The sequence below is a fragment of the Sphingomonas sp. genome (genome assembly GCF_003248515.1).
Taxonomy (GTDB): domain Bacteria; phylum Pseudomonadota; class Alphaproteobacteria; order Sphingomonadales; family Sphingomonadaceae; genus Sphingomonas_I.
On record NZ_QFOB01000005.1, the window covers coordinates 212,314 to 232,339 of the forward strand.

The 20,026-nt window shown below is 67.1% G+C and carries 18 protein-coding genes, 1 tRNA gene and 1 riboswitch; of the genes, 14 read left to right on the forward strand and 5 right to left on the reverse strand.

What is annotated here, in order from left to right:
• Window positions 1-36: 36 nt before the first annotated feature.
• The 3 genes from DI605_RS10650 (at window position 37) to DI605_RS10660 (ending at window position 2,549) form a co-directional block, all read left to right on the forward strand.
• On the forward strand, window positions 37-480 hold the full coding sequence (locus DI605_RS10650) for a GFA family protein (protein WP_293973131.1): 444 nt from the start codon (window positions 37-39) through the stop codon (window positions 478-480).
• Entirely contained in the window at window positions 461-1,258 is a 798-nt protein-coding gene (locus DI605_RS10655) for an alpha/beta fold hydrolase (protein WP_293973134.1), read from the forward strand. The genes DI605_RS10650 and DI605_RS10655 overlap by 20 nt, the downstream gene beginning before the upstream one ends.
• Window positions 1,259-1,406: 148 nt before the next feature.
• Window positions 1,407-2,549, forward strand: coding sequence for a diguanylate cyclase (locus DI605_RS10660; protein ID WP_293973137.1), 1,143 nt, complete (start codon window positions 1,407-1,409; stop codon window positions 2,547-2,549).
• A 212-nt stretch (window positions 2,550-2,761) separates the two neighbouring features.
• Here DI605_RS10660 and DI605_RS10665 read toward each other — a convergent pair whose 3' ends face one another.
• On the reverse strand, window positions 2,762-4,204 hold the full coding sequence (locus DI605_RS10665; protein WP_293973140.1) for an AMP nucleosidase: 1,443 nt from the start codon (window positions 4,202-4,204) through the stop codon (window positions 2,762-2,764).
• 15 nt (window positions 4,205-4,219) lie between these two features.
• Window positions 4,220-4,702, reverse strand: coding sequence for a peroxiredoxin (locus tag DI605_RS10670; RefSeq protein WP_293973143.1), 483 nt, complete (start codon window positions 4,700-4,702; stop codon window positions 4,220-4,222).
• A gap of 105 nt (window positions 4,703-4,807) precedes the next feature.
• On the opposite strand from DI605_RS10670, the gene DI605_RS10675 reads away from it, so the two are divergent.
• Complete coding sequence (locus DI605_RS10675) at window positions 4,808-5,380, forward strand: YqgE/AlgH family protein (RefSeq protein WP_293973146.1); 573 nt, start codon at window positions 4,808-4,810, stop codon at window positions 5,378-5,380.
• A 136-nt stretch (window positions 5,381-5,516) separates the two neighbouring features.
• Window positions 5,517-6,071: a hypothetical protein gene (locus DI605_RS10680; RefSeq protein ID WP_293973149.1), complete on the forward strand. Its 555-nt coding sequence runs from the start codon at window positions 5,517-5,519 to the stop codon at window positions 6,069-6,071.
• A gap of 86 nt (window positions 6,072-6,157) precedes the next feature.
• Here DI605_RS10680 and DI605_RS10685 read toward each other — a convergent pair whose 3' ends face one another.
• A complete protein-coding gene (locus tag DI605_RS10685; RefSeq protein WP_293973152.1) occupies window positions 6,158-7,000 on the reverse strand; it encodes a hypothetical protein in 843 nt (280 codons plus the stop codon).
• A gap of 176 nt (window positions 7,001-7,176) precedes the next feature.
• Between DI605_RS10685 and ahcY the strand changes: the two genes are divergently transcribed.
• The 6 genes from ahcY (at window position 7,177) to DI605_RS10715 (ending at window position 13,672) form a co-directional block, all read left to right on the forward strand.
• Window positions 7,177-8,586 (forward strand): adenosylhomocysteinase, encoded by a 1,410-nt coding sequence (ahcY, locus tag DI605_RS10690; protein WP_293973155.1) that lies wholly within the window; start codon window positions 7,177-7,179, stop codon window positions 8,584-8,586.
• 99 nt (window positions 8,587-8,685) lie between these two features.
• Window positions 8,686-11,052, forward strand: coding sequence for a PAS domain-containing sensor histidine kinase (locus tag DI605_RS10695; protein WP_293973158.1), 2,367 nt, complete (start codon window positions 8,686-8,688; stop codon window positions 11,050-11,052).
• 14 nt (window positions 11,053-11,066) lie between these two features.
• A complete protein-coding gene (gene tsaE / locus DI605_RS10700) occupies window positions 11,067-11,516 on the forward strand; it encodes a tRNA (adenosine(37)-N6)-threonylcarbamoyltransferase complex ATPase subunit type 1 TsaE (protein ID WP_293973406.1) in 450 nt (149 codons plus the stop codon).
• Window positions 11,513-12,460 carry a phosphotransferase gene (locus DI605_RS10705; RefSeq protein WP_293973409.1) on the forward strand — a complete coding sequence of 316 codons (948 nt, stop codon included), beginning with the start codon at window positions 11,513-11,515 and terminating at the stop codon, window positions 12,458-12,460. The genes tsaE and DI605_RS10705 overlap by 4 nt, the downstream gene beginning before the upstream one ends.
• Complete coding sequence (locus DI605_RS10710) at window positions 12,457-13,212, forward strand: nucleotidyltransferase family protein (protein WP_293973161.1); 756 nt, start codon at window positions 12,457-12,459, stop codon at window positions 13,210-13,212. The genes DI605_RS10705 and DI605_RS10710 overlap by 4 nt, the downstream gene beginning before the upstream one ends.
• Window positions 13,213-13,411: 199 nt before the next feature.
• The gene (locus DI605_RS10715; protein ID WP_293973164.1) at window positions 13,412-13,672 is read left to right on the forward strand and encodes a hypothetical protein; all 261 of its coding nucleotides are present in this window, start codon (window positions 13,412-13,414) and stop codon (window positions 13,670-13,672) included.
• Window positions 13,673-13,788: 116 nt separating this feature from the next.
• On the opposite strand, the gene metE is transcribed toward DI605_RS10715, so the two are convergent.
• Window positions 13,789-16,131, reverse strand: coding sequence for a 5-methyltetrahydropteroyltriglutamate--homocysteine S-methyltransferase (metE, locus tag DI605_RS10720; protein ID WP_293973167.1), 2,343 nt, complete (start codon window positions 16,129-16,131; stop codon window positions 13,789-13,791).
• A 138-nt stretch (window positions 16,132-16,269) separates the two neighbouring features.
• A riboswitch (cobalamin riboswitch) is annotated at window positions 16,270-16,499 on the reverse strand.
• Between the two features lie 181 nt (window positions 16,500-16,680).
• Window positions 16,681-16,757, reverse strand: a tRNA-Arg gene (locus tag DI605_RS10725).
• 228 nt (window positions 16,758-16,985) lie between these two features.
• Here DI605_RS10725 and DI605_RS10730 point away from each other — a divergent pair.
• The 3 genes from DI605_RS10730 to DI605_RS10740 all read left to right on the forward strand — a co-directional run bounded on the left by DI605_RS10730 (window position 16,986) and on the right by DI605_RS10740 (window position 20,024).
• On the forward strand, window positions 16,986-17,717 hold the full coding sequence (locus DI605_RS10730; RefSeq protein WP_293973170.1) for a queuosine precursor transporter: 732 nt from the start codon (window positions 16,986-16,988) through the stop codon (window positions 17,715-17,717).
• A gap of 67 nt (window positions 17,718-17,784) precedes the next feature.
• A complete protein-coding gene (locus DI605_RS10735; protein ID WP_293973173.1) occupies window positions 17,785-19,161 on the forward strand; it encodes a sodium:alanine symporter family protein in 1,377 nt (458 codons plus the stop codon).
• A 50-nt stretch (window positions 19,162-19,211) separates the two neighbouring features.
• Window positions 19,212-20,024 (forward strand): CoA ester lyase, encoded by an 813-nt coding sequence (locus DI605_RS10740; protein WP_293973176.1) that lies wholly within the window; start codon window positions 19,212-19,214, stop codon window positions 20,022-20,024.
• The last annotated feature ends 2 nt before the right edge of the window (window positions 20,025-20,026 follow it).

Consider the following 20,026-nt stretch of genomic DNA (forward strand, 5'->3'; position numbering starts at 1 on the left):
TTTGATGTCCGGAGCGAGCGGCCTACATTCCGCTCCATGACGAGCATGAGCGGCGGCTGCCAGTGCGGTCGCATCCGCTACGTAGCGGAGGTTGCCAGCGACGAGGCCTATCTGTGCCATTGCGCGATGTGCCGGCACGCGACGGGCGGCGCATCGATCGCCTTCGTGAACCTGCCGCTGGGCGATGTGCGGTGGGAGCGCGAGCCGGACTGGTATCGATCCTCCCCGATCGCCGAACGCCCCTTCTGCTCCGTTTGCGGAACGCCGCTCGGCTTCCGTTTCGTGGAGGGGGCGGGGAATATCGATCTCACGCTGGGATCCTTCGACGATCCTTCGCGCTTTCGCCCCGTGCGCAATTATGCGAGCGAGATCATCCTGCCGCCCTGGCAGGACGTTTCCCACCTCCCGGCGATGCGATCGGATGAAAATCCGGGCATCGTCGATCGATGGATGAAGGCCGTTGGCAAGCTCCCCGACTGAACTCGATCCTCTCTTCTTCGATGCCAGGGATGGCACCCGCCTCGCTTATTACGAGATGGGCGATCCCGCCGCGCGGCCTGTGGTGATGATCCACGGCCTGTTTTCGAACGCCTGGACCAACTGGGTGCGCTATGGCCACGCCGCGCGCGTGGCCGAGGCCGGCCATCGCGTGATCCTGCCCGATCTGCGCGGACATGGCCGGAGCGGCGCTCCGCACGATCCCGCCGCCTATCCGCCGGATGTGCTGGCCGATGATGGCGAGGCGCTGATCGCGCATCTGGGCCTCACCGATTTCGATTTCGATATCGTCGGCTATTCGCTCGGCGGCCGAACCACCCTGCGGATGCTGGTGCGCGGGCTCCGGCCCGGGCGCGCGGTGTTGTCGGGCATGGGGCTGGGCGGCATCCTGCACACGTCCGGTCGCGGCGAATTCTTCCGCAAGGTTCTCGAGAATTTCGGAAGCAATCCGCGCGGCACGCCCGAATGGTTTTCCGAAGCCTTCCTCAAGACGACCGGTGGCGACCCCAAGGCGATGATCCCGCTGCTCGACAGCTTCGTGGATACCACGCGCGAGGAGCTGGCGGAGGTGGACCTGCCGATCCTCGTGCTCAACGGCGTGGACGATCAGGACAATGGCTCGGGCGAGGCGCTGGCCGGGGCGCTCCCGGCCGGAAGATTCGAGGAAATTCCGGGAAATCACATGACCGCGGTGCTCAAACCGGAGCTTGGTCAGGCGTTAACCTCCTTTCTTCTGGCGAAGGTGGCAAACGAATCGTAAACACCTGATCCGGGTGCGCAGAGCGGAGGCTGCGCGCTGAGGGGAAGTGGTGTTGAGGCGCTTAAACGAATATTTGTTCATCGCTGGCATTGCACGTTCCGGCGCCGCGCGTTCGGCGCGTCGTTAGGCGAGGACGTTCGTTCGGGTGATGCCAGCCAGTGCCGTCATTCTCGTGCCTCTGCTCGTGTGCGCGCTGTTCACGGCGGCATTGTACGAGCAGTGGCGGCGCATGGGCCGGGCCGATCACGCCTCCAGCTGGCTGTGGGCCTTTCTGGTAACCGGCGGCGGATGGCTGGTGACGGGGCTCGAAAGCGCGCTGGCGGCGCGCTTTGTCTTTCCGGGATCGGCGCTGCTGCTCTGCTGGTTCGCGGCCAGCCTGCTCGGCGCGCGCGGGCTGCGGCAGCGCGCGCAGAAGCCCGATCGCGCGATCGTTCTGTTCGCCATCTGGGTGGGCACCACGATCGGCGTGAGCGTGCTGCAGGATCTGGCGATCGAGGATCCCGTGCTCCGTTCGGCGATGGCGATGGTGGTGATCGCCAGCGGCGCCATGATCGCGGGGATCGCGATCGGCCCGCGCAGTCGGCGGGCCTCCGCCTCGGCCTGGCTGGGCGCGCTCATCAACGTGGCCTTCGCGGCCCTCTGCCTGATGCTGGCCTTCGCCGTGCTCCGCCTGCCGATGACGGCGATGATGGAGATCACCTCGCTCACGCTGGTGCCGCTGATCGTGCTGTGCGGCGTGACGATCATGGCCTGCCTCAACGAGGATCGGGCGCAGGGGCTGGAGCGACTGGCGCGCACGGATGCGCTGACCGGCGTGTGGAATCGGCGCGGATTCGAGGAGGGCGCGCGCCATCTGCTCCAGCGTTTCCACGCGACGGGTGGCCGGGCGGCGGCGGTGGCGATCGCGGACATAGACGGCTTCAAGGGCATCAACGACAATCACGGCCATGCCATGGGCGATGCGACGCTGGCGCGTTTCGCGGAGACGCTGCGCGGCGTGGTGGGGCCAGGGGATATGCTGGCGCGGCTGGGCGGTGAGGAATTCGCGATCCTCGCCATCGGCATAGACGGGCCAGCGCTCCGGCAGCGGATGGAGCGGGTGCGCAGCCTGCTTAACGTGCCGAGCATCGATCCCAACGGGCCGCCGACCATCACGGCGAGCTTCGGCGTGACGACCCTGGCGACGGACGGCTCGCTGCGCGAGGCGCTGGAGCGCGCCGATCGCGCGCTCTACCGCGCCAAGAGCGACGGCCGGAACCGGGTGCTGCTGGCCGAGACTGGCGGGGAATAAGCCGAGCGGCCGGGCGGGACGCTCTCGCCCGACCTGCTGAGGTCGCCCGGGTCGTTCAGCGCAGTCGTCGATGGATCGCCGCCTTGGCTCCCTGCCTTTCAGGGAGGCGGAAGGCGCGTCCGCAACCGGATCGAAAGCCGTTATCCATCCCGTGTCATCCCGGACGTGATCCGGAACGACGCGAGGGAATCAGCTCTGTCTTGCCGCCCGCCCTAGCGGAACGGGGGCTCGTTGAAGGCGCGGAGCTTGCGGCTGTGGAGCTGTTCGCCGGCAAGGCGCAGTTCGTCGATCGCGGCGATACCGATCTGGAGATGTTCGGCGATGGCGCGCTCGTAAAAGCGGTTGGCCTGGCCGGGGAGCTTGATCTCGCCATGGATCGGCTTGTCCGATACGCACAGCAGGGTGCCGTAAGGCACGCGGAAGCGGAAACCCTGCGCGGCGAGCGTGGCGCTCTCCATGTCGATCGCGACGGCACGGCTCTGGCTGAAGCGCAGGGCCGAGGAGGTGTAGCGCAGTTCCCAGTTGCGATCGTCGGTGGTGACGACCGTGCCGGTGCGCATCCGCGCCTTCAGCTCCTCGCGCGTCTGGCCCGAAATCTGCTCCGCACCCTTGCTCAGCGCCTGCTGGATCTCGGCGATGGCCGGCACCGGGATCTCCGGCGGCAGCACATCGTCCAGCACATGATCGTCGCGCAGATAGGCATGGGCGAGGACATAGTCGCCGATGCGCTGGCTGGGGCGCAGGCCGCCACAATGGCCGATCATCAGCCAAGCCTCGGGCCGCATCACGGCGAGGTGATCCGTGATCGTCTTGGCGTTGGAAGGTCCCACGCCGATATTGACGAGCGTGATGCCCGAGCCATCCTCCGCCACGAGGTGATAGGCGGGCATCTGGTGCTTCTTCCAGGCGGTGTCGGTGATCGCCGCCTCGGGATCGGGATCGCCCGCGCGGATCTCCAGCCCGCCGGCGCCGCTCAGCATCGTGTAGCGGCCGCCTTCCTTGAGCTGCTTCGCGCCCCAGGCGACGAATTCGTCCACGTAGCGGTTATAGTTGGTGAAGAGGATGTATTTCTGGATGTGGGCCGGCGGGGTGCCCGTATAGTGGCGCAGGCGCGCGAGGCTGAAATCCACGCGCGCCGCATCGAAGAGAGCGAGCGGGCGGGGCGTGTCCTCGCCATGCGTCCAGGTGCCGTCTGCCAGCTCGTCGCCGATCCGCTCCAGCTCGGTGGAGGGAAAGATGCGCGCCAGCTCCACCGCGCGCACATCCGCCAGATCGAGGCTGGAATCGAGCACATAGGGGTAGGGGATTTCGTCCGCGCTCGTGCCGATATCCACCCACACGCCGAAATCGTCGATCAGCATGTCCAGCTGGGTCGCCAGATATTCGCGGAACATGCCCGGCTGGGTGACGCTGATCGCATAATCGCCGGCCGTGTTCAGCCGTCCATAAGCGCGGCCGAGCGGGCCGGGATTATGCTCCCCGTCATAATGAAGCTTGATCTGGGGATAGGCGAAGGCGCCCGCCGCGCGCGCGGCGGGATCCGGGCGCTCGCCCGTCTCGATATAGCGGCCCAGCGCCTCGCGCAGCCGCGCGACGGAGGCGCGATACAGCGCCTCCAGCTCGTCCACGATCTTCAGGCTGCGATTGGTGGGCATGGTCCGCCGCCCCTCTCAGAGCTGGCCGAGCAGATGGTCGGCAGAGCTGACCTTGAAGTCGCCCGGTGCCTCGATGTTCAGCGTGATGACCTTGCCGTCATCCACGAGCATCGAGAAACGCTGGCCGCGCTTGCCGAGGCCACCCTTGGTGAGATCCAGCGTCAGGTCGATCGCCTCGACGAAGGCGCCGCTGCCGTCCGCCAGCAGCGTGACCTTGCCTTCCGCGCCCTGATCCTTGCTCCATGCGCCCATCACGAACACGTCGTTGACGGCGGTGCAGGCGATCTCGTCCACGCCCTTGGCTTTCAGTTCGTCCGCCTTTTCGATGAAGCCGGGCAGGTGCTTGGCCGAACAGGTCGGCGTGAAGGCGCCGGGCAGCGAGAAGAGCGCGATCTTGCGGCCGGCGAAATAGGCGGCGCTCTCGATCGGCTGGGGGCCGTCCGCCGTCATCGTCATGAAGGTGACGGGGGGAAGCGTGTCGCCGACGGAGATGGTCATACGGGTCCTCTCATGGGGATGGGATGGAACCTCCTAACAGGCGCTCCGGCGCGGCGGAAGGCCACGGGTGGACCCGATCCATGCCTTCTCTATAGTGACGGGGCTATGGTTGGTGCGGAATCCGGACATCGTTCGCTGGCGGGGCAGCTTCTGCTGGCGATGCCGGGCATCGGCGATCCCCGTTTCTCCCACGCGGTGATCGCGCTGTGCGTCCACAATCCCGAAGGCGCGCTGGGCATCGGCCTCGGCCAGATCGTGCCGCGGCTGCGCCTGCACCAGTTGATGGCACAGCTGGATATCGATCCCGGCCAAGCGCCCGACGCGCCGATCCATGTGGGCGGGCCGGTGGATCCGCAGCGCGGCTTCGTCCTCCATTCGAACGACTGGTCCGGCGAGGATACGGTGACGGTCAACGAAGGCTTCGGGCTGACGAGTACGCTGGACGTGCTGCGCGCGATCGCGGCGGGCGAGGGGCCGGCGCGCTGGGTTGTCGCGCTGGGCTATGCCGGATGGGGCGACGGCCAGCTTGATGGCGAACTCACCCGGCATGGCTGGTTCGAAACGGTGGCCGATCCCGATCTGATCTTCGCGGTGCCGCATGCCGAGCGCTGGCCACGCGCCTTCGCCGCTGCCGGCATCGATGTGCGGCTGCTCGCCTCGATCGCGGGCCACGCCTGAGTGCTTCGTTTCGGTATCGCATCATTTTTGCGATAGACCGTTAAATTCGTTGGGAATTTTCTAACCACTCCGATGCTCTAACCAGCCGTGTTGCGGGGGCGCGCCGATCATCGGCGCCGGCGCGGACGGGGGTAAGATGCGTAGGATTTTTGGCGCGGTTCTGGCCGGAATGGCGCTGGCGGCGGCACCGGCCGAAGCGGCCTGCTGGAACCGGCAGGAAGTGGCGGCGGGCACGATTCGCGATTTCCAGTCGATGCTGATGGTGGCGACCTTGCGCTGCCAGGTGATGCGCGTCGACATCACCGCCGATTACAATACCTTCCTCAATGCCAACAAGCCGACGATCCAGCGGATGAATGATCGGCTGAAGGCGCATTTCATCAGGGCTCACGGCCCGGTCGAGGGGCAGCGTCACTATGACGGCTTCGCGACGAGCCTCGCCAATGGCTATGGCGCGCGGCAGGGCGGCAAGGACATATGCTCCGGCATCGCCTCGATCGCGCGCGAGGCGGCGATGATGGAGGGATCGGAAGAAGGGCTGATCCTGCTCGCCCAGCGCCAGGGCATCGCGACGATGCTGCCCGAAGGCGTATGCGCCCTGGAAACGGGCGTGACGATCGCGGCGGTGCAGGCGACGCCGGCCCCGACCTCGCCGGTGGTGCTCGTTTCCGCGCGCGGGCCGGCCGAATAGAGCCATAATCGGCCAAATTTCGCGAGCCGTCACCCGCAACGCGATTCCCGGTTCCCGTCGTCCCCCGAACGGCGGAACGGGTCACATCAGCGCTTGATCGTCTCCGGCGTGATCGATCGGCCGGCGACCCGCCACAGCTTGTCCGGGCTGGTGGATACGAAGAGCGGCATGCGCAGATTGTAGGACGCGAACACATGGATTTCGGTCGGCACCGGATCCAGCGCATGCGTTACGAACAGCCCGACCGGCTTCGCCCCGTTGGGAAGTGCCCCCGGCAGATCGAGGTTCAGGCAGGCGCGGCTATAGGCCCGCTGGCCGAGCACCTTGCCATCCGGCGAGATCACCAGCCGATAATGGCCCCCCATCGGCCAATGGCGCGCGTCCGTCTGCGCGGAGAGCAGATAGACGCCGATCGGGCCGTCGCCGCGCGGCGGCAAAACAACCGTGTTGAAGGGGGCGGCGGTGCAGGGCGCATAGCCCGCCGAGATGGCGGCCCTCGCGGCGATGTCACGGGCGCGTGCCAGCGCCGCCTGCGCGGGCGTGAGCGGAACGGGCGCGGCCAGCAGATCGGCGCGCACCACCTTTCCCTCGCGCACCTCCGCCACGAAGAAGGCGAGCGCCTGCTCTCCGGAGCCCCGATAATATGTGACGCGGAAGGCCGGATTGGCCGTCTCGACCACATAGCCGCCAAGACCGGTCAACTGATCCTTCGGCAGCTTTTCCAGCAGCGCATCGGTGCTGACCCACGCGGCGCGATCGAAGGCGTAAAGCACGCCGCCGAGCGTGATGGCATTCTGGATGCGCTGTTCGTCCGTCTGGGGCGGGGCGGGGCTGGAGACGGCCGGGGCCGCCGGGACAGCTGGCGGCAGTGCCGCGCCCTGAACGGCGGCGGCCGCCAGCATCATCGATCCCCAACCTGCGAACATCATGCGAATCCCCCTGTCGGATCTCAGGTTTCCCGCTTTTCGCGTCGGGAACAAGCGCGATCGATGAACATATAAAGACATCTTTATATTTGATTCGATCGCGTGGGGCGGCTAGGGCCGCCGCAGGCGATCCGACCCTCGGATCGCGCGTCGGGCTCGCCAAGCCGAGGAGAATCATCGTGGCCACCGCCACCGCAATCCCGTTCAACGATTATCTCGTCCACGATATCTCGCTCGCCGATTTCGGCCGCAAGGAGATCGCGATCGCCGAGACGGAAATGCCGGGCCTGATGGCGCTGCGCGAGGAATTCGGCGCATCGCAGCCGCTGAAGGGCGCGCGCATCACCGGATCGCTGCACATGACGATCCAGACGGCCGTGCTGATCGAGACGCTCGTGGCGCTTGGCGCCGAGGTCCGCTGGGCGACCTGCAACATCTATTCGACGCAGGATCATGCCGCCGCCGCGATCGCCGCGCGCAACATCCCGGTCTTCGCCGTGAAGGGCGAGACGCTCGCCGAATATTGGGACTATGTCGGCTCGATCTTCGACTGGGGCGACCAGACCGCCAACATGATCCTCGACGATGGCGGCGACGCCACGATGTTCGCGCTGTGGGGCGCCAAGCTCGAGGCCGGCCAGACTTTTGGCGAGCCCGAAAATGCCGAGGAAGTGGAATTCCAGCGCGCGCTCAAGGAATTCATCGCGCGCAAGCCCGGCTATCTGACCGAGACCGTGAAGAATCTGCGCGGCGTTTCCGAAGAGACGACCACGGGCGTGCATCGCCTGTACGAGATCGCGAAGAAGGGCGAGCTGCCCTTCCCCGCGATCAACGTGAATGACAGCGTGACCAAGTCGAAGTTCGACAATCTCTATGGCTGCAAGGAATCGCTGGTCGACGCGATCCGCCGCGCCACCGACGTGATGCTGGCCGGCAAGGTCGCCTGCGTCGCGGGCTTCGGTGACGTGGGCAAGGGCTCGGCCCAGTCGCTCCGCAATGGCGGCGCGCGCGTGATGGTGACCGAAGTCGATCCGATCTGCGCGTTGCAGGCGGCGATGGAGGGCTTCGAGGTCGTCACGATGGAAGAGGCCGTCACCCGTGCCGATATCTTCTGCACCGCCACCGGCAATGCCGACGTCATCACCGCCGATCACATGAAGGCGATGAAGCCCAACTCGATCGTCTGCAACATCGGCCACTTCGACAGCGAGATCCAGATCTCGGCCCTCAGCAACTATGAGTGGACCGAAGTGAAGCCGGGCACGGACATCGTGAAGTTCCCGGACGGCAACCAGATCATCGTGCTCGCCAAGGGCCGCCTGGTGAATCTGGGCTGCGCCACCGGCCACCCGTCTTTCGTCATGTCCTCCAGCTTCACCAATCAGGTGCTGGCGCAGATCGAGCTTTTCACGAAGCCCGGCGAATATGCGAACGAGGTGTTCGTGCTGCCGAAGCATCTCGACGAGAAGGTCGCTGCGCTTCATCTCGAGAAGCTGGGCGTGAAGCTCACCAAGCTGACGCCGAAGCAGGCCGCCTATATCGGCGTGACCACGGAAGGCCCGTTCAAGCCCGATCATTATCGTTACTGATCGGGAAACGGCGTGCGGCGCTTGTGAGTTGCGCCGCATCGCTGAATAAGAGCGTCCGATGGACGATTACGAAACAGCGCGATGGGGAGGGCGGCGAGCGTGACGACGCTGCCTTCCACGGCCGCGCTGATTTCTTTGGCGGGGGCCTTGTGGCTCTGCCTCGCGGTAGTGGCCACCTATCTGGGCCTGACAAGGGCGCTGCGCGCGCGGCGCGTCGAGGCGGATGCCCGCGCCGTGGCCGGCCTGCTGGAAGCGGCACCGGCCGTGCCGATGCTGATCCACGCCGATGGCCGGATCGAGGCTTCGCCGCGCGTGGCCGCCTGGCTGGGGCTGGAGGCGCCGCCGCATGCCTTTCGCGATCTGCTGGATGGCGGCTTCGAGCGCGAGCGCGTCGATCAGCTGGAGGCGGTGCTCATCGCCTCGCTGGATACGGGCAAGCGTTTCGCCGAATATGTGCGCCTGCCCGGCACGGAGCGCGTGATCCGCTTTTCGGGCGGGCCTTATTCGGCGCCGGATGTGTCCGATCGGGCGGTGCTGGTGTGGCTCACCGATGTCAGCTCCAGCAGCGAGCAGATCGATCGCCTTTCCGCCGAGACGCGGCGGCTCAGCTCGGCGCTGGACGGGCTTTCCACGCTGATCGAGGCCGCGCCTTTCCCGATGTGGTATCGCGGGCCGGATCTGCGGCTGGCTCTCGTCAACAGCGCCTTCGTCCGCGCGGTGGAGGCGGAGAGCGCGGGCGAGGTTGTCCGGCGCGGGCTGGAACTGATCGAGACGGGCAATGAGGGCACGGCGCAGTCGGTCGCGCGGACGGCGCTGACGGGGGGTGCCATCTCGACCCGCACCGCACCCGCCATCATCAGCGGCGAGCGGCGAATGATGCGCGTGGTGGACGTGCCGGTGGGCTCCATCGGCGTCGCGGGCTTCGCGATGGACGTGCAGGAACTGGAGGATGCGCGCGCCGATCTCGTCCGCTTCGCGCGCGCCCAGCGCGACATGCTGGATCGTCTTTCGGCGGGCGTGGCGCAGTTCGGCCCCGATCAGGGCCTCGTCTTCTACAATCGCTATTTCATGCGCCTGTTCGATCTGGATCCGGAATGGCTGGCGGACGGGCCGGAATTCGATCGCGTGCTGGAGCGGATGCGCGAGGCGCAGCGCGCGCCCGAAATGCGCGATTTCCCGACCTGGCGGAGCGAGCGGCGTGCCTGGTTCCATGCGCCGGAGCCGGTGGAAGAGACGTGGCAGCTGCCCGGCGGCACGCATCTGCGCGTGGTGGGGCAGCCGCTGCCGGATGGCGGCCTGCTGCTGATCTTCGAGGATCGCACCGAGCATCTGCAACTCGCCAGCGCGCGCGATACGCTGCTGCGTGTGCGCGCGGCGACCTTCGAAAATCTGTTCGAGGCGATCGGCGTGTTCGCGGCGGATGGCCGTCTGCATCTGTGGAACAACCGCTTCCGCGACATCTGGGGGATGGAGGAGGGCGCGCTCGTCCAGCATCCGCGTGTCGATACGCTGGTGGCTGCGCTCGCACCCCGGCTGCAGGAACCATCGCGCGCGGGCATGGTGCGCGAGCTGGTCCGCACCGCAACGATCGACCGGCAGCAGCGATCGGGCCGGATCGCGCTGAACGATGGCCGTCATTTCGAGTTCGCCGCCGTTCCGCTGCCGGACGGCAATGCGCTCTTCACGCTGCTCGACATCACCGCCAGCCGCGGGATCGAGGAGGCGCTGCGCGAGCGCAACGATGCGCTGGAGCAGGCGAACAGCCTGAAGAACGCCTTCGTTTCCAGCATGAGCTATGAGTTGCGCGTGCCGCTCACCTCGATCGCCGGTTTCGCGGAGATGCTGGCGGCGGGCTATGCTGGCGAATTGCCCCCGCCGGCGCGCGAATATGTCGACGCGATCCTTTCCGCCGTCACCCGGCTGAGCGCGCTGATGGGCGATGCTCTGGATCTTTCGCAGAGCGAGGCGGGCGCGCTGCCGCTGGACATGGAAGTGGTGAATGTGGGCGAATTGGTGCGCGATGCCGCCCGCTTCATCGCCGAACCCGCCAACGCAGCCGGCCTGACGGTGGCGATCGATGTCGCGTCCGGCGACGAGACATTGCTGGGCGACAGGCGGCGGCTGCGGCAGGTGCTGGATCATCTGCTGCGCAACGCGATCGCCTATACGTCGGCGGGCGGGCGCATTCTGGTGCGCAGCCGGGTGGTGGGGAAATCGGCCGAGATCGTCGTATCCGATAACGGGCGCGGAATCGCCGAACACAAGGTGGAGCGGATCTTCGATCGGCTGAGCCGCGATACGAGCGACGGCGAACTCACGGGGCGGCGCGGTGGCGGCGTGGGGCTGCCGCTTTCGCGCCAGCTGGTGGAGGCGCATGGCGGCACGATCCGGATCGAGAGCGAACTGGGGCGCGGCACGAACGTCTATGTCTCGCTGCCGCTGGACCGGCAGGCGGCCGTGGCGTGACGCGCAGCGGCGTGATGCTCCTGCCCGGCGCGGAGGAAACGGGCAGGATCGGCGCCGCGATCGCCGAACGGCTGCGCACGGGCGATGTGGTGACGCTGGATGGGCCGCTGGGCGCGGGCAAGACCACGCTGGCGCGCGGCCTGCTCGCCGCGCTGGGGCTGGAGGAGGATGCGCCGAGCCCCAGCTTCCCGATCGTGATCGCCTATGACGAGGGGCTGCGCCTGCCCGTATGGCATGTCGATCTCTACCGGATCGAGGATGCGGAGGAAGCGGAGGAACTGGGGCTCGACGATGCGCTGGCCGATACGGCGCTCGTGATCGAATGGGCGGAGCGGCTCGGTCCCGGCCGGTGGCCCGATGCTCTCGTCCTGTCGATAGAGGATGCGGCGGATGAAGGGCGTCGCTTGACTTGGACGGCGGGTCCGTCTTGGGAGCGGCGATGGCCGCCAGCCCCCTCACGATGACTCCGCCGGCGGCTGCGCCCGCCTTCCTCGCCGCGCATGGCTGGGGAGGTGCGCAGATCCTGCCACTTGCCGGGGATGCCTCCTTCCGCCGCTATTTCCGCGCGGTGCGGGAAGGGCAGACGGCGGTGTTGATGGATGCGCCGCCGCAGCATGAGGATAGCCGGCCCTTCCTGCTCGTGGCGGATCATCTGCACGCGCTGGGCTTCGCGGCGCCCGGGGTGATCGCGCGCGATCTGGAACTGGGGCTGATCCTGCTCGAGGATTTCGGTGACGACCGGATGGCGGAGGTGATCGCCGCCGATCCGGCGAGCGAGATGCCGATCTATGCCGCCGCGATCGATCTGCTGCGCGATCTGCATCGTCATCCCGCCGGCCCGCTGCCGCCCTACGACATGGCCGTTTACGAGCGTGAGACGGGGCTGTTTCCCGAATGGTATATGCCGGCCGTCGGCCTCGATCCCGTGCCCGGCTATGCCGAGGCTTGGGCGGAGGCGCTGGCGCCGATCGCGGACGATCGCAGCGTGACCGTGCTGCGCGATTATCATGCCGAGAATATCATGCTGCTGCGTGACGGCAGCCTCGGCCTGCTGGATTTCCAGGACGCGCTGGCGGGTCATCCGGCCTATGATCTGGTATCGCTGCTGCAGGATGCCCGGCGCGACGTTTCGCCGGAACTGGAAACGGCGATGCTCGCGGCATATGGCCCGGTGGATCCGGCAGCCTATGCGCTGCTGGGCGCGCAGCGGAACGCCAAGATTCTCGGCATCTTCACGCGGCTGTGGAAGCGCGACGGCAAGCCCCGCTACCTCGCCTATCAGCCGCGCGTATGGGCCTATCTGGAGCGCGATCTCGCGCACCCGGCGCTCGCGCCGGTGAAGGCCTGGTTCGACAGGGCCGTGCCTGAGGACAAGCGCGGTCGCCATTGGGAAGGATATCGGCCGTGAGCCGCAGGATACCCCTCGCGCTGCGCCCGCAGCCCAAGGCGCCGCCGGTGCGGACGGCGATGCTGCTCGCGGCCGGGCTCGGCAAGAGGATGCGGCCGCTGACGGCGATGCGGCCCAAGCCGATGGTGGAGGTGGCGGGCAAGCCGCTGATCGATCACGCGCTGGATCGGCTGCGCGCGGCGGGCGTGGAGCGTGCCGTGGTGAACCTCCATTATCTCGCCGACGCGCTGGAGGGGCATCTGAGCCGCGCGAAGGGGATCGACATCGTCTTTTCCGACGAGCGCGGCGAATTGCTGGAGACGGGCGGCGGCATCGCCAAGGCGCTGCCCCTGCTGGAGGATGATCGCTTCGTGGTCGTCAACAGCGACAATCTGTGGCTCGATGGGCCGATCGATGCGATCCGCCTGCTCGGTGACCGCTGGGACGATGCGGAGATGGATTGCCTGCTGCTGGTGGTGCCGCTGGCGCGCGCCAATTGCCATGGCGGGCAGGGCGATTTCCACATGGATGCGTCCGGCCGCCTTTCCCGGCGCAAGCCGGGCCGGGTGGCGCCCTTCGTGTTCACGGGCGTCCAGCTCGTTTCCCGGCGGCTGTTCGAAAATGCGCCAGAGGGCTCCTTTTCGATGAACGTGCTGTTCGATCGTGCGATCGCCTCCGGCCGGCTCTATGGCGTCGTTCATCAGGGGCTGTGGTTCGATGTGGGCACGCCGCCGGCGATCAAGAAGACCGAGGCGATCCTGCGCGAAGGCTGAGCGCGGGAGCCTGCCACCTGCTGCCCTCTTTCCGGCGTTTTTTCCAGGCCTCTGCCTGATTCTGACTGTCCTGCCGCAGGCGGGCGATGGCGCGCGCGGTTCCCGACGGATCGTAGTTAAACCATCGGTAACCGGCCCACTTTACGCGATAGAAAGGATCCATGCGCCAAATGGCCCCTGCCGTATGGAGGGTAGAGTAATGGCGCAGCGTAATCTGAAGACGGAATGGTCGGACCCGCAGGACATGGCTCCTGTCGCCGCCGCGCGCGATGGCGCGATGGCCGTCCAGTCGCCCGCGCGCCTTCTTCAGCAGTTGCTGGACGAGCGCAGCGCCGTGCCCGAGCCGCATGTCGAGCGCTGGTCGCACCGCCGTTCCGTGGCCTTCATCGCCGCCAGCGCCAGCGCCCTGTGGCTCGCCATCCTCGCCGCCGGCGCGCAGATCGCGAAACTCATCGCCTGAACCGGGAAATCCGGGCCGCCCCGATCGTCCGGGCCGGCCGGATTTCAGGCCTGCTCCCGATCGCGCCGTAAGAACGGCGCCGGGGCGCGGTGCACGCCGCCCCCGGCACCTTGCCGTCAGCCGCGCGGAATCAGCGCTGCTCGCGCGGCCTTCGCCGCCGCCACCATATTGACCAGCGCTGGCCTCACATCCTCCCACGCGCGGGTCTTGAGGCCGCAATCCGGATTGACCCATAGCTGCTGCACGGACAGGCGTTCGGCTGCCTTCAGCAACAGCTCCTCCATCTCCTGCGTCGATGGGATGCGGGGCGAGTGGATGTCGTAGACGCCCGGCCCGATCTCGTTCGGATATTCATAGTCGACAAAGGCGTCGAGCAGTTCCATCTTGGAACGCGAGGTTTCGATCGAGATCACGTCCGCGTCCATCGCGCCGATGGAATCGATGATCTCGTTAAACTCGGAATAGCACATGTGCGTGTGGATCTGGGTCTGCGGCCGCACGCCCGAGGCGGAGATGCGGAATGCCTCGACCGACCAGTCGAGATATTGCCTCTGATCGGCCTTGTGGAGCGGCAGGCCCTCCCGCAGCGCGGCCTCGTCGATCTGGATGATCTGGCAGCCGGCGCGCTCGAGATCGATCACCTCGTCGCGGATCGCGAGCGCGATCTGCCGGCAGGTTTCCGAGCGCGGCTGATCGTCGCGCACGAATGACCAGTTCAGGATCGTGACCGGACCGGTGAGCATGCCCTTCACCGGTAGGGTCGTGATCGACTGGGCATAGTCCCACCACGCCACCGTCATCGCTTTCGGCCGGGAGACGTCGCCATAGATGATCGGCGGGCGGACGCAGCGCGAGCCATAGCTCTGCACCCATCCGGCGCGGCTGAAGGCGAAGCCTGTGAGTTGCTCCCCGAAATATTGCACCATGTCGTTGCGTTCGAATTCGCCGTGGACGAGCACGTCGAGACCGATTTCCTCCTGCCATTCGATGGTGCGCTTCGTCTCTTCGCGCAGAAACAGCTCATAGTCCGGCGTGGCAAGATCGCCCTTGTCGTGGGCCGCGCGCGCTTTGCGCACCTCGGTCGTCTGAGGGAACGAGCCGATGGTCGTCGTCGGCAGGGGCGGCAGGTTGAGATGCGCCTGCTGGAGCTGGATGCGCTCGGCAAATGGCGTGACCCGGCGGGTCCAGTTGGCGGTGATCTCCGCGACACGCGCGCGGACCCGGGGATTGTTCGTCAGCGGCGAATCCCGGCGGCCGGCGATTGCGACCGCATTCTCCGCGAGCGCTTCGGAGACGCTGTCACGCCCATGGTTGAGCGCGCGCACGATCGTCGAGAGTTCGGCCAGCTTCTGCGCCGCGAAGGCCAGCCAGCCCCTGATTTGGGGATCGAGCGTCTTTTCCAGTTCGAGATCGACGGGCGTGTGCAGCAGCGAGCAGGATGGCGCGATCTGGATGTCACGTCCGCCCGCGATAGCCTCCACCCTGTCGAGGATGGCGGCGAGATCGGCCTTCCAGATGTTGCGCCCGTCGATCACCCCCAGGGACAGGACGAGATCGGCGCGCGCGCCGATGAGGACCGGCCCCAGCTGTTCGGGCGCCCGAACCAGATCGACATGCAGCCCGGCGACCGGCAGCGAGAGGGCGGTTTCCAGATTGTCGCCCAGCGCACCGAAATAGGTGGCGAGCATCAGCTTGATGCCCGGCACCTTCGCCAGTTCGGTATAAGCGCTGCGACAGGCGCTGCGCGCCGCGTCGGTCAGATCCAGCACCAGCGCGGGCTCGTCGATCTGCACCCAGTCGGCGCCGGCGGCGGCGAGCTTCGCCAGCAGTTCCGCATAGACCGGCAGCAGGCCCGGCAGCAGCGACAGGGGATCGAAACCCCCGATCTTGGATTTGGCCAGCAGCAGCCACGTCACCGGCCCCAGGATCACCGGGCGGGTGTGGTAGCCGAGTGCCTTGGCTTCCAGAAAATGATCGATCGGCTTGGTGGTCGAGAGCGCGAAGGCCTGCCCCGGCGACACTTCCGGCACCATGTAGTGATAGTTGGTGTCGAACCACTTGGTCATTTCCTGCGCGGCCACGTCGCCGCCCGTGCCATGATCGTGGATGCAGCCACTGCTCGCCGCCTCGTCGTGACCGGCTCTGGTCTGACGGCCACGGGCCATCGCGAAATAGAGGTCCAGCGAATCCGGCGCCCCGATCGCCCGGTAGATGTCCGGGATCGCGCCCAGCATGACGCTGGTATCCAGCACCTGATCGTAAAGAGAGAAATCGTTGCTGGGGATCACCTCGATCCCGGCCGCCTTCTGGCGAGCCCAGATCGCCGCGCGCAGGCCGGCGGCGGCTTCGAGCAACTCGGTCTGGTCGATCTTCCCCGCCCAATAGGCTTCGGTGGCGGTCTTCAATTCGCGGCGCGGGCCGATACGCGGGAAACCGAGATTGGCGGCAGTAACGGGCATCATGCACTCCTGGTCTGCCGGACCGGTGAACCAGGATAGAGCGCGCGAGGGCGCCGGTCGCCGCGGACCGCGACGCAAGTGACGGACGCGCGACGCTTCGGCGTCTGGCGCGATCCACCGGAGGAACCCCCGTCCGAGGAACGTTATCGCGTCGGAGGCAGGTCTCCTGGCTTGCGGGTCAACACGAACGGCCCCGGCCTTCCCGGCACCCGAGGGGGTGCCAGTGACGCGTGAAGGGACCGCCGCTCACCGCTTACAGTTGCGGGGGCAGCGCCGGATTCCGCCCGAACAGGCGCCACCGGCTTCCCGTCTTAGCCCCGTCGCCCGCCTGGAAAACCGGGACGGGGAACCTCGACGGGGGGCTTCATCCGCCCTTTGGCCGGTCATGTCAATAACGATATAAAGACATCTTTATATCGTTATTTCTATCTCTCGCATGCCTGTAGCGGATGCGCATGTCAAAATGCGTGTACAAACGCATGTCGGAAGGACGCGCGAAAGCTGCCGCATGGTCGCCGGGAAAATCCAACATCTGCAATGGCTTGGGAATGGCGCGCCCGGCTGGATTCGAACCAGCGACCACGAGCTTAGAAGGCACGTGCTCTATCCAACTGAGCTACGGGCGCGCACCTGGAAATGAAGGGAAATCCCTTGGCGGGCACCCGTTCTTCCCACGTATCCGATGAAGGGTTGTCCCCGCGGCGGATGCGTGGGGCGGACGATTAGCGCCTGATCCCGAGGCCGGATAGCCCCAAAGCCCGTGCGACGGGCCGACGGGCGGCGCGGATTGCGCGGATTGCGCGGGGCCGGAACTGCGATAGTCTGGGACGATGGCGGATGGGGCGGGCTGACGGGTGGATGTGAAGGCGATCGAGGCGGGGGCGCTGACCGGGCGGCCGCTGCGCTATTTCGATTTCGTGATGTGCGCCTTCGTCGTCATCCTGCTTCTGTCGAACATCGTGGGCGCGGAGAAGCGCGCCGTGATCGATCTGCCCGGCATCGGCCCATGGCCTTTCGGCGCCGGCATCCTCTTCTTTCCGATCTCCTATGTGATCGATGACGTGCTGACCGAGGTCTATGGCTATGCGCGCGCGCGCCGTGCGGTGTGGGCGGCCTTCGTGGCGCTGGCCTTCATGGCGGCGATGGAATGGACGGTCGTGCATCTGCCGGTGGCGGAAGGATGGACGGGCCAGCCCGCCTATGAGCGCGTGTTCGGCGGGGGCTGGCGCATCGTGGGCGCGTCGCTCGCGGCCTTCTGGGTGGGCGATATCCTGAACAGCCTGGTGCTGGCCAAGATGAAGATCGCCACCAAAGGGCGCTGGCTGTGGATGCGCACGATCGGCTCCACCATCATTGGCGAAGGCGCCGACAGCCTGATCTTCTATCCGCTGGCCTTCTATGGCCTGCCTGATTGGCCGGTCGCCGCGCTGGGCGCGGTGATGCTCAGCCAGTTCATCCTGAAAGTCTCGTGGGAGGTGCTGCTGACGCCCGTCACCTATGCGGTGGTGGGCTTCCTCAAGCGGCGCGAGGGCATCGACGTGTACGATACGGATACCGATTTCACGCCCTTCAAGGCGCGCGTCTAGGCTTAGGACGCGCTTTCCGGCTCCTCGCGCCATCGACAGCGGCGCGCGGCCGGTGCAGACGGCGCGGATGGACTGGATCAACGGCGCCGTCGATGCGCTTTCCGCCGCCGTCTTCTGGAAGGTGCCGCTCGGCGGGATCCAGATCGAGGCGATCGTTCTCTACCTTGCCCTGCCGATGCTGTTCCTCACGGTCTGGCTCGGCTTCCCGAACGTGCGCCTGGTGGGGCGCGGCATCCGTGAATTGCGCGGCCGGCCGGGCGAAAGCGCGGCGCGGGGCGATACCAGCCAGTTCGGCGCGCTCGCCACCGCGCTTGCCGGCACGATCGGCCTGGGCAACATCGCGGGGGTGGCGGTGGCGCTCACGATGGGCGGGCCGGGTGCGATCTTCTGGATGTTCGTGATCGGCTGGTTCGCGATGACCGTGAAGATGGCCGAGGTGACGCTGGGCCTGAAATATCGCGTCGTGGATGCCGACGGGCATGTCCATGGCGGCCCCATGTATGTGCTGAGGGCGGCGCTGGGCGCGAGGGGCTGGCCCCGCCTGGGGGCTTTGCTGGGCGGGCTCTACGCCTTCTTCGCCCTGTTCGGCGCGATTCCGATGGTGCAGGTGAACCAGAGCTTCGCGCAGGTTTCCGCCGTGGCGGGGATCACCAATGGCTGGGCCTATGGCATCTTCATCGCATCGGCCGTCGCCTGCGTCACGCTCGGCGGCGCTGCCTGGCTGGGCGAGGTTTCCAAGCGCCTGACGCCGCTCAAGGTGGCGATCTATCTCGGCGGGCTGTGCGCGATCCTGATCCTGCACGCCGATGCGATCCCGGCGGCGCTGGGCCAGATCTGGCACGGGGCGTGGACGGGCGATGCCGCGCGCGGCGGCGCGATCGGCGCCTTCGTCGCGGGCATGCGGCGTGCCGTCTTCGCGAGCGAGGCGGGCGTGGGATCGGCGGTGATGGCGCACAGCCTGGCCAGGACGGACGAGCCCGTGTCGGAGGGGCTGGTGGCGCTACTGGAGCCCCTGCTGGGTACGATGATCGTCTGTTCGCTGGGCGGGCTCGCCCTAGTCGCGGCCGGCACCTGGAATGGCGGGCTGGAGGGCATCGCGATCATGTCGGCTGCCTTCGCGCAGATATCGCCCTGGTTTCCCTATCTGCTCGCGATCGTCGTCTTCCTCTTCGCTTATTCGACGCTGGTGGCCTGGGGTTTCTACGGGCTTCAGGCATGGGGCTATCTGTTCGGCAACGGGCGCCGCGCGCAGACCATCTACAAGATCCTGTATGTCGCCGCGCTGCCGCCGGCTGCCGCGATCGATCTGGGCCATGTGATCGGCATCGTCGATTGCAGCTTCTTCCTCATGGCGATCCCGAACGTCATCGCGCTCTTCCTGTGCGCGGGCGAGGTGCGGCGCGATCTGCTGGCGTTCGTGAAGGGCGGGGCGCGGCCGGCATGATCGGGGCGGCGCGGCTTCCACGCCGAGCGATCAGACTCTAGGGTTTGGCCATGATCGATCTCTCGGCCCTGCGCTCCGCCCTCTATCTGCCCGCCTCCAATGCGCGCGCGATTGCGAAGGCGCGCACGCTGGCCGCGGATCTCGTGATCCTCGATCTGGAGGATGCCGTTCCCGATGAGGCCAAGCATGATGCGCTGCACGCGGCCATCGCGGCGGCGGAGGAAGGGGGCTTTCCCGGGCTCGTCTCGATCCGCATCAACGCCTCCGGCACGCCGTGGCACCGGCATGAGGTGGCCGCGATCGCGGCATCGGGCGCGGTGGATCTGGTGGTGGTGCCCAAGGTGGAATCCGCCAACGGCATCGCGGCGCTGGCCGCGAAGCTGGAGCGCCCCCTGCTGGCGATGATCGAGACGCCGGCGGGGGTGTTCAATGCCGCCGCCATCGCCGCAGGGCAGGGCGTGGCCGGGCTGATAGCTGGCACGAATGATCTCGCCGCCACGCTGCGCTTGCCACCCGGCGCGCCCCGCGCGAGCCTTTCGATGGCGCTCCAGGCGATCGTGCTGGCGGCGCGCGCCAGCGGCGGCATCGCGCTGGATGGCGTGTGGAACCGGCTGGACGATCCGGAGGGTTTCGAGGCGGAATGCCGGGAAGGCCGCCTGCTGGGCTTCGACGGCAAGGCCTTGATCCATCCATCGCAGGTGGAGCCCTGCATCCGCTGTTTCTCGCCCGATGCGGCCGAGGTGGAGGAGGCCGAGGCGCTGATCGCGGCCGCGACTGGCGGAGCGGAGCGCTTCCGTGGCCGGATGGTGGAGACGCTGCACGTGGAGGCGGCGAAGCGGCTATTGGCCCGCGCGATCCGATAGAT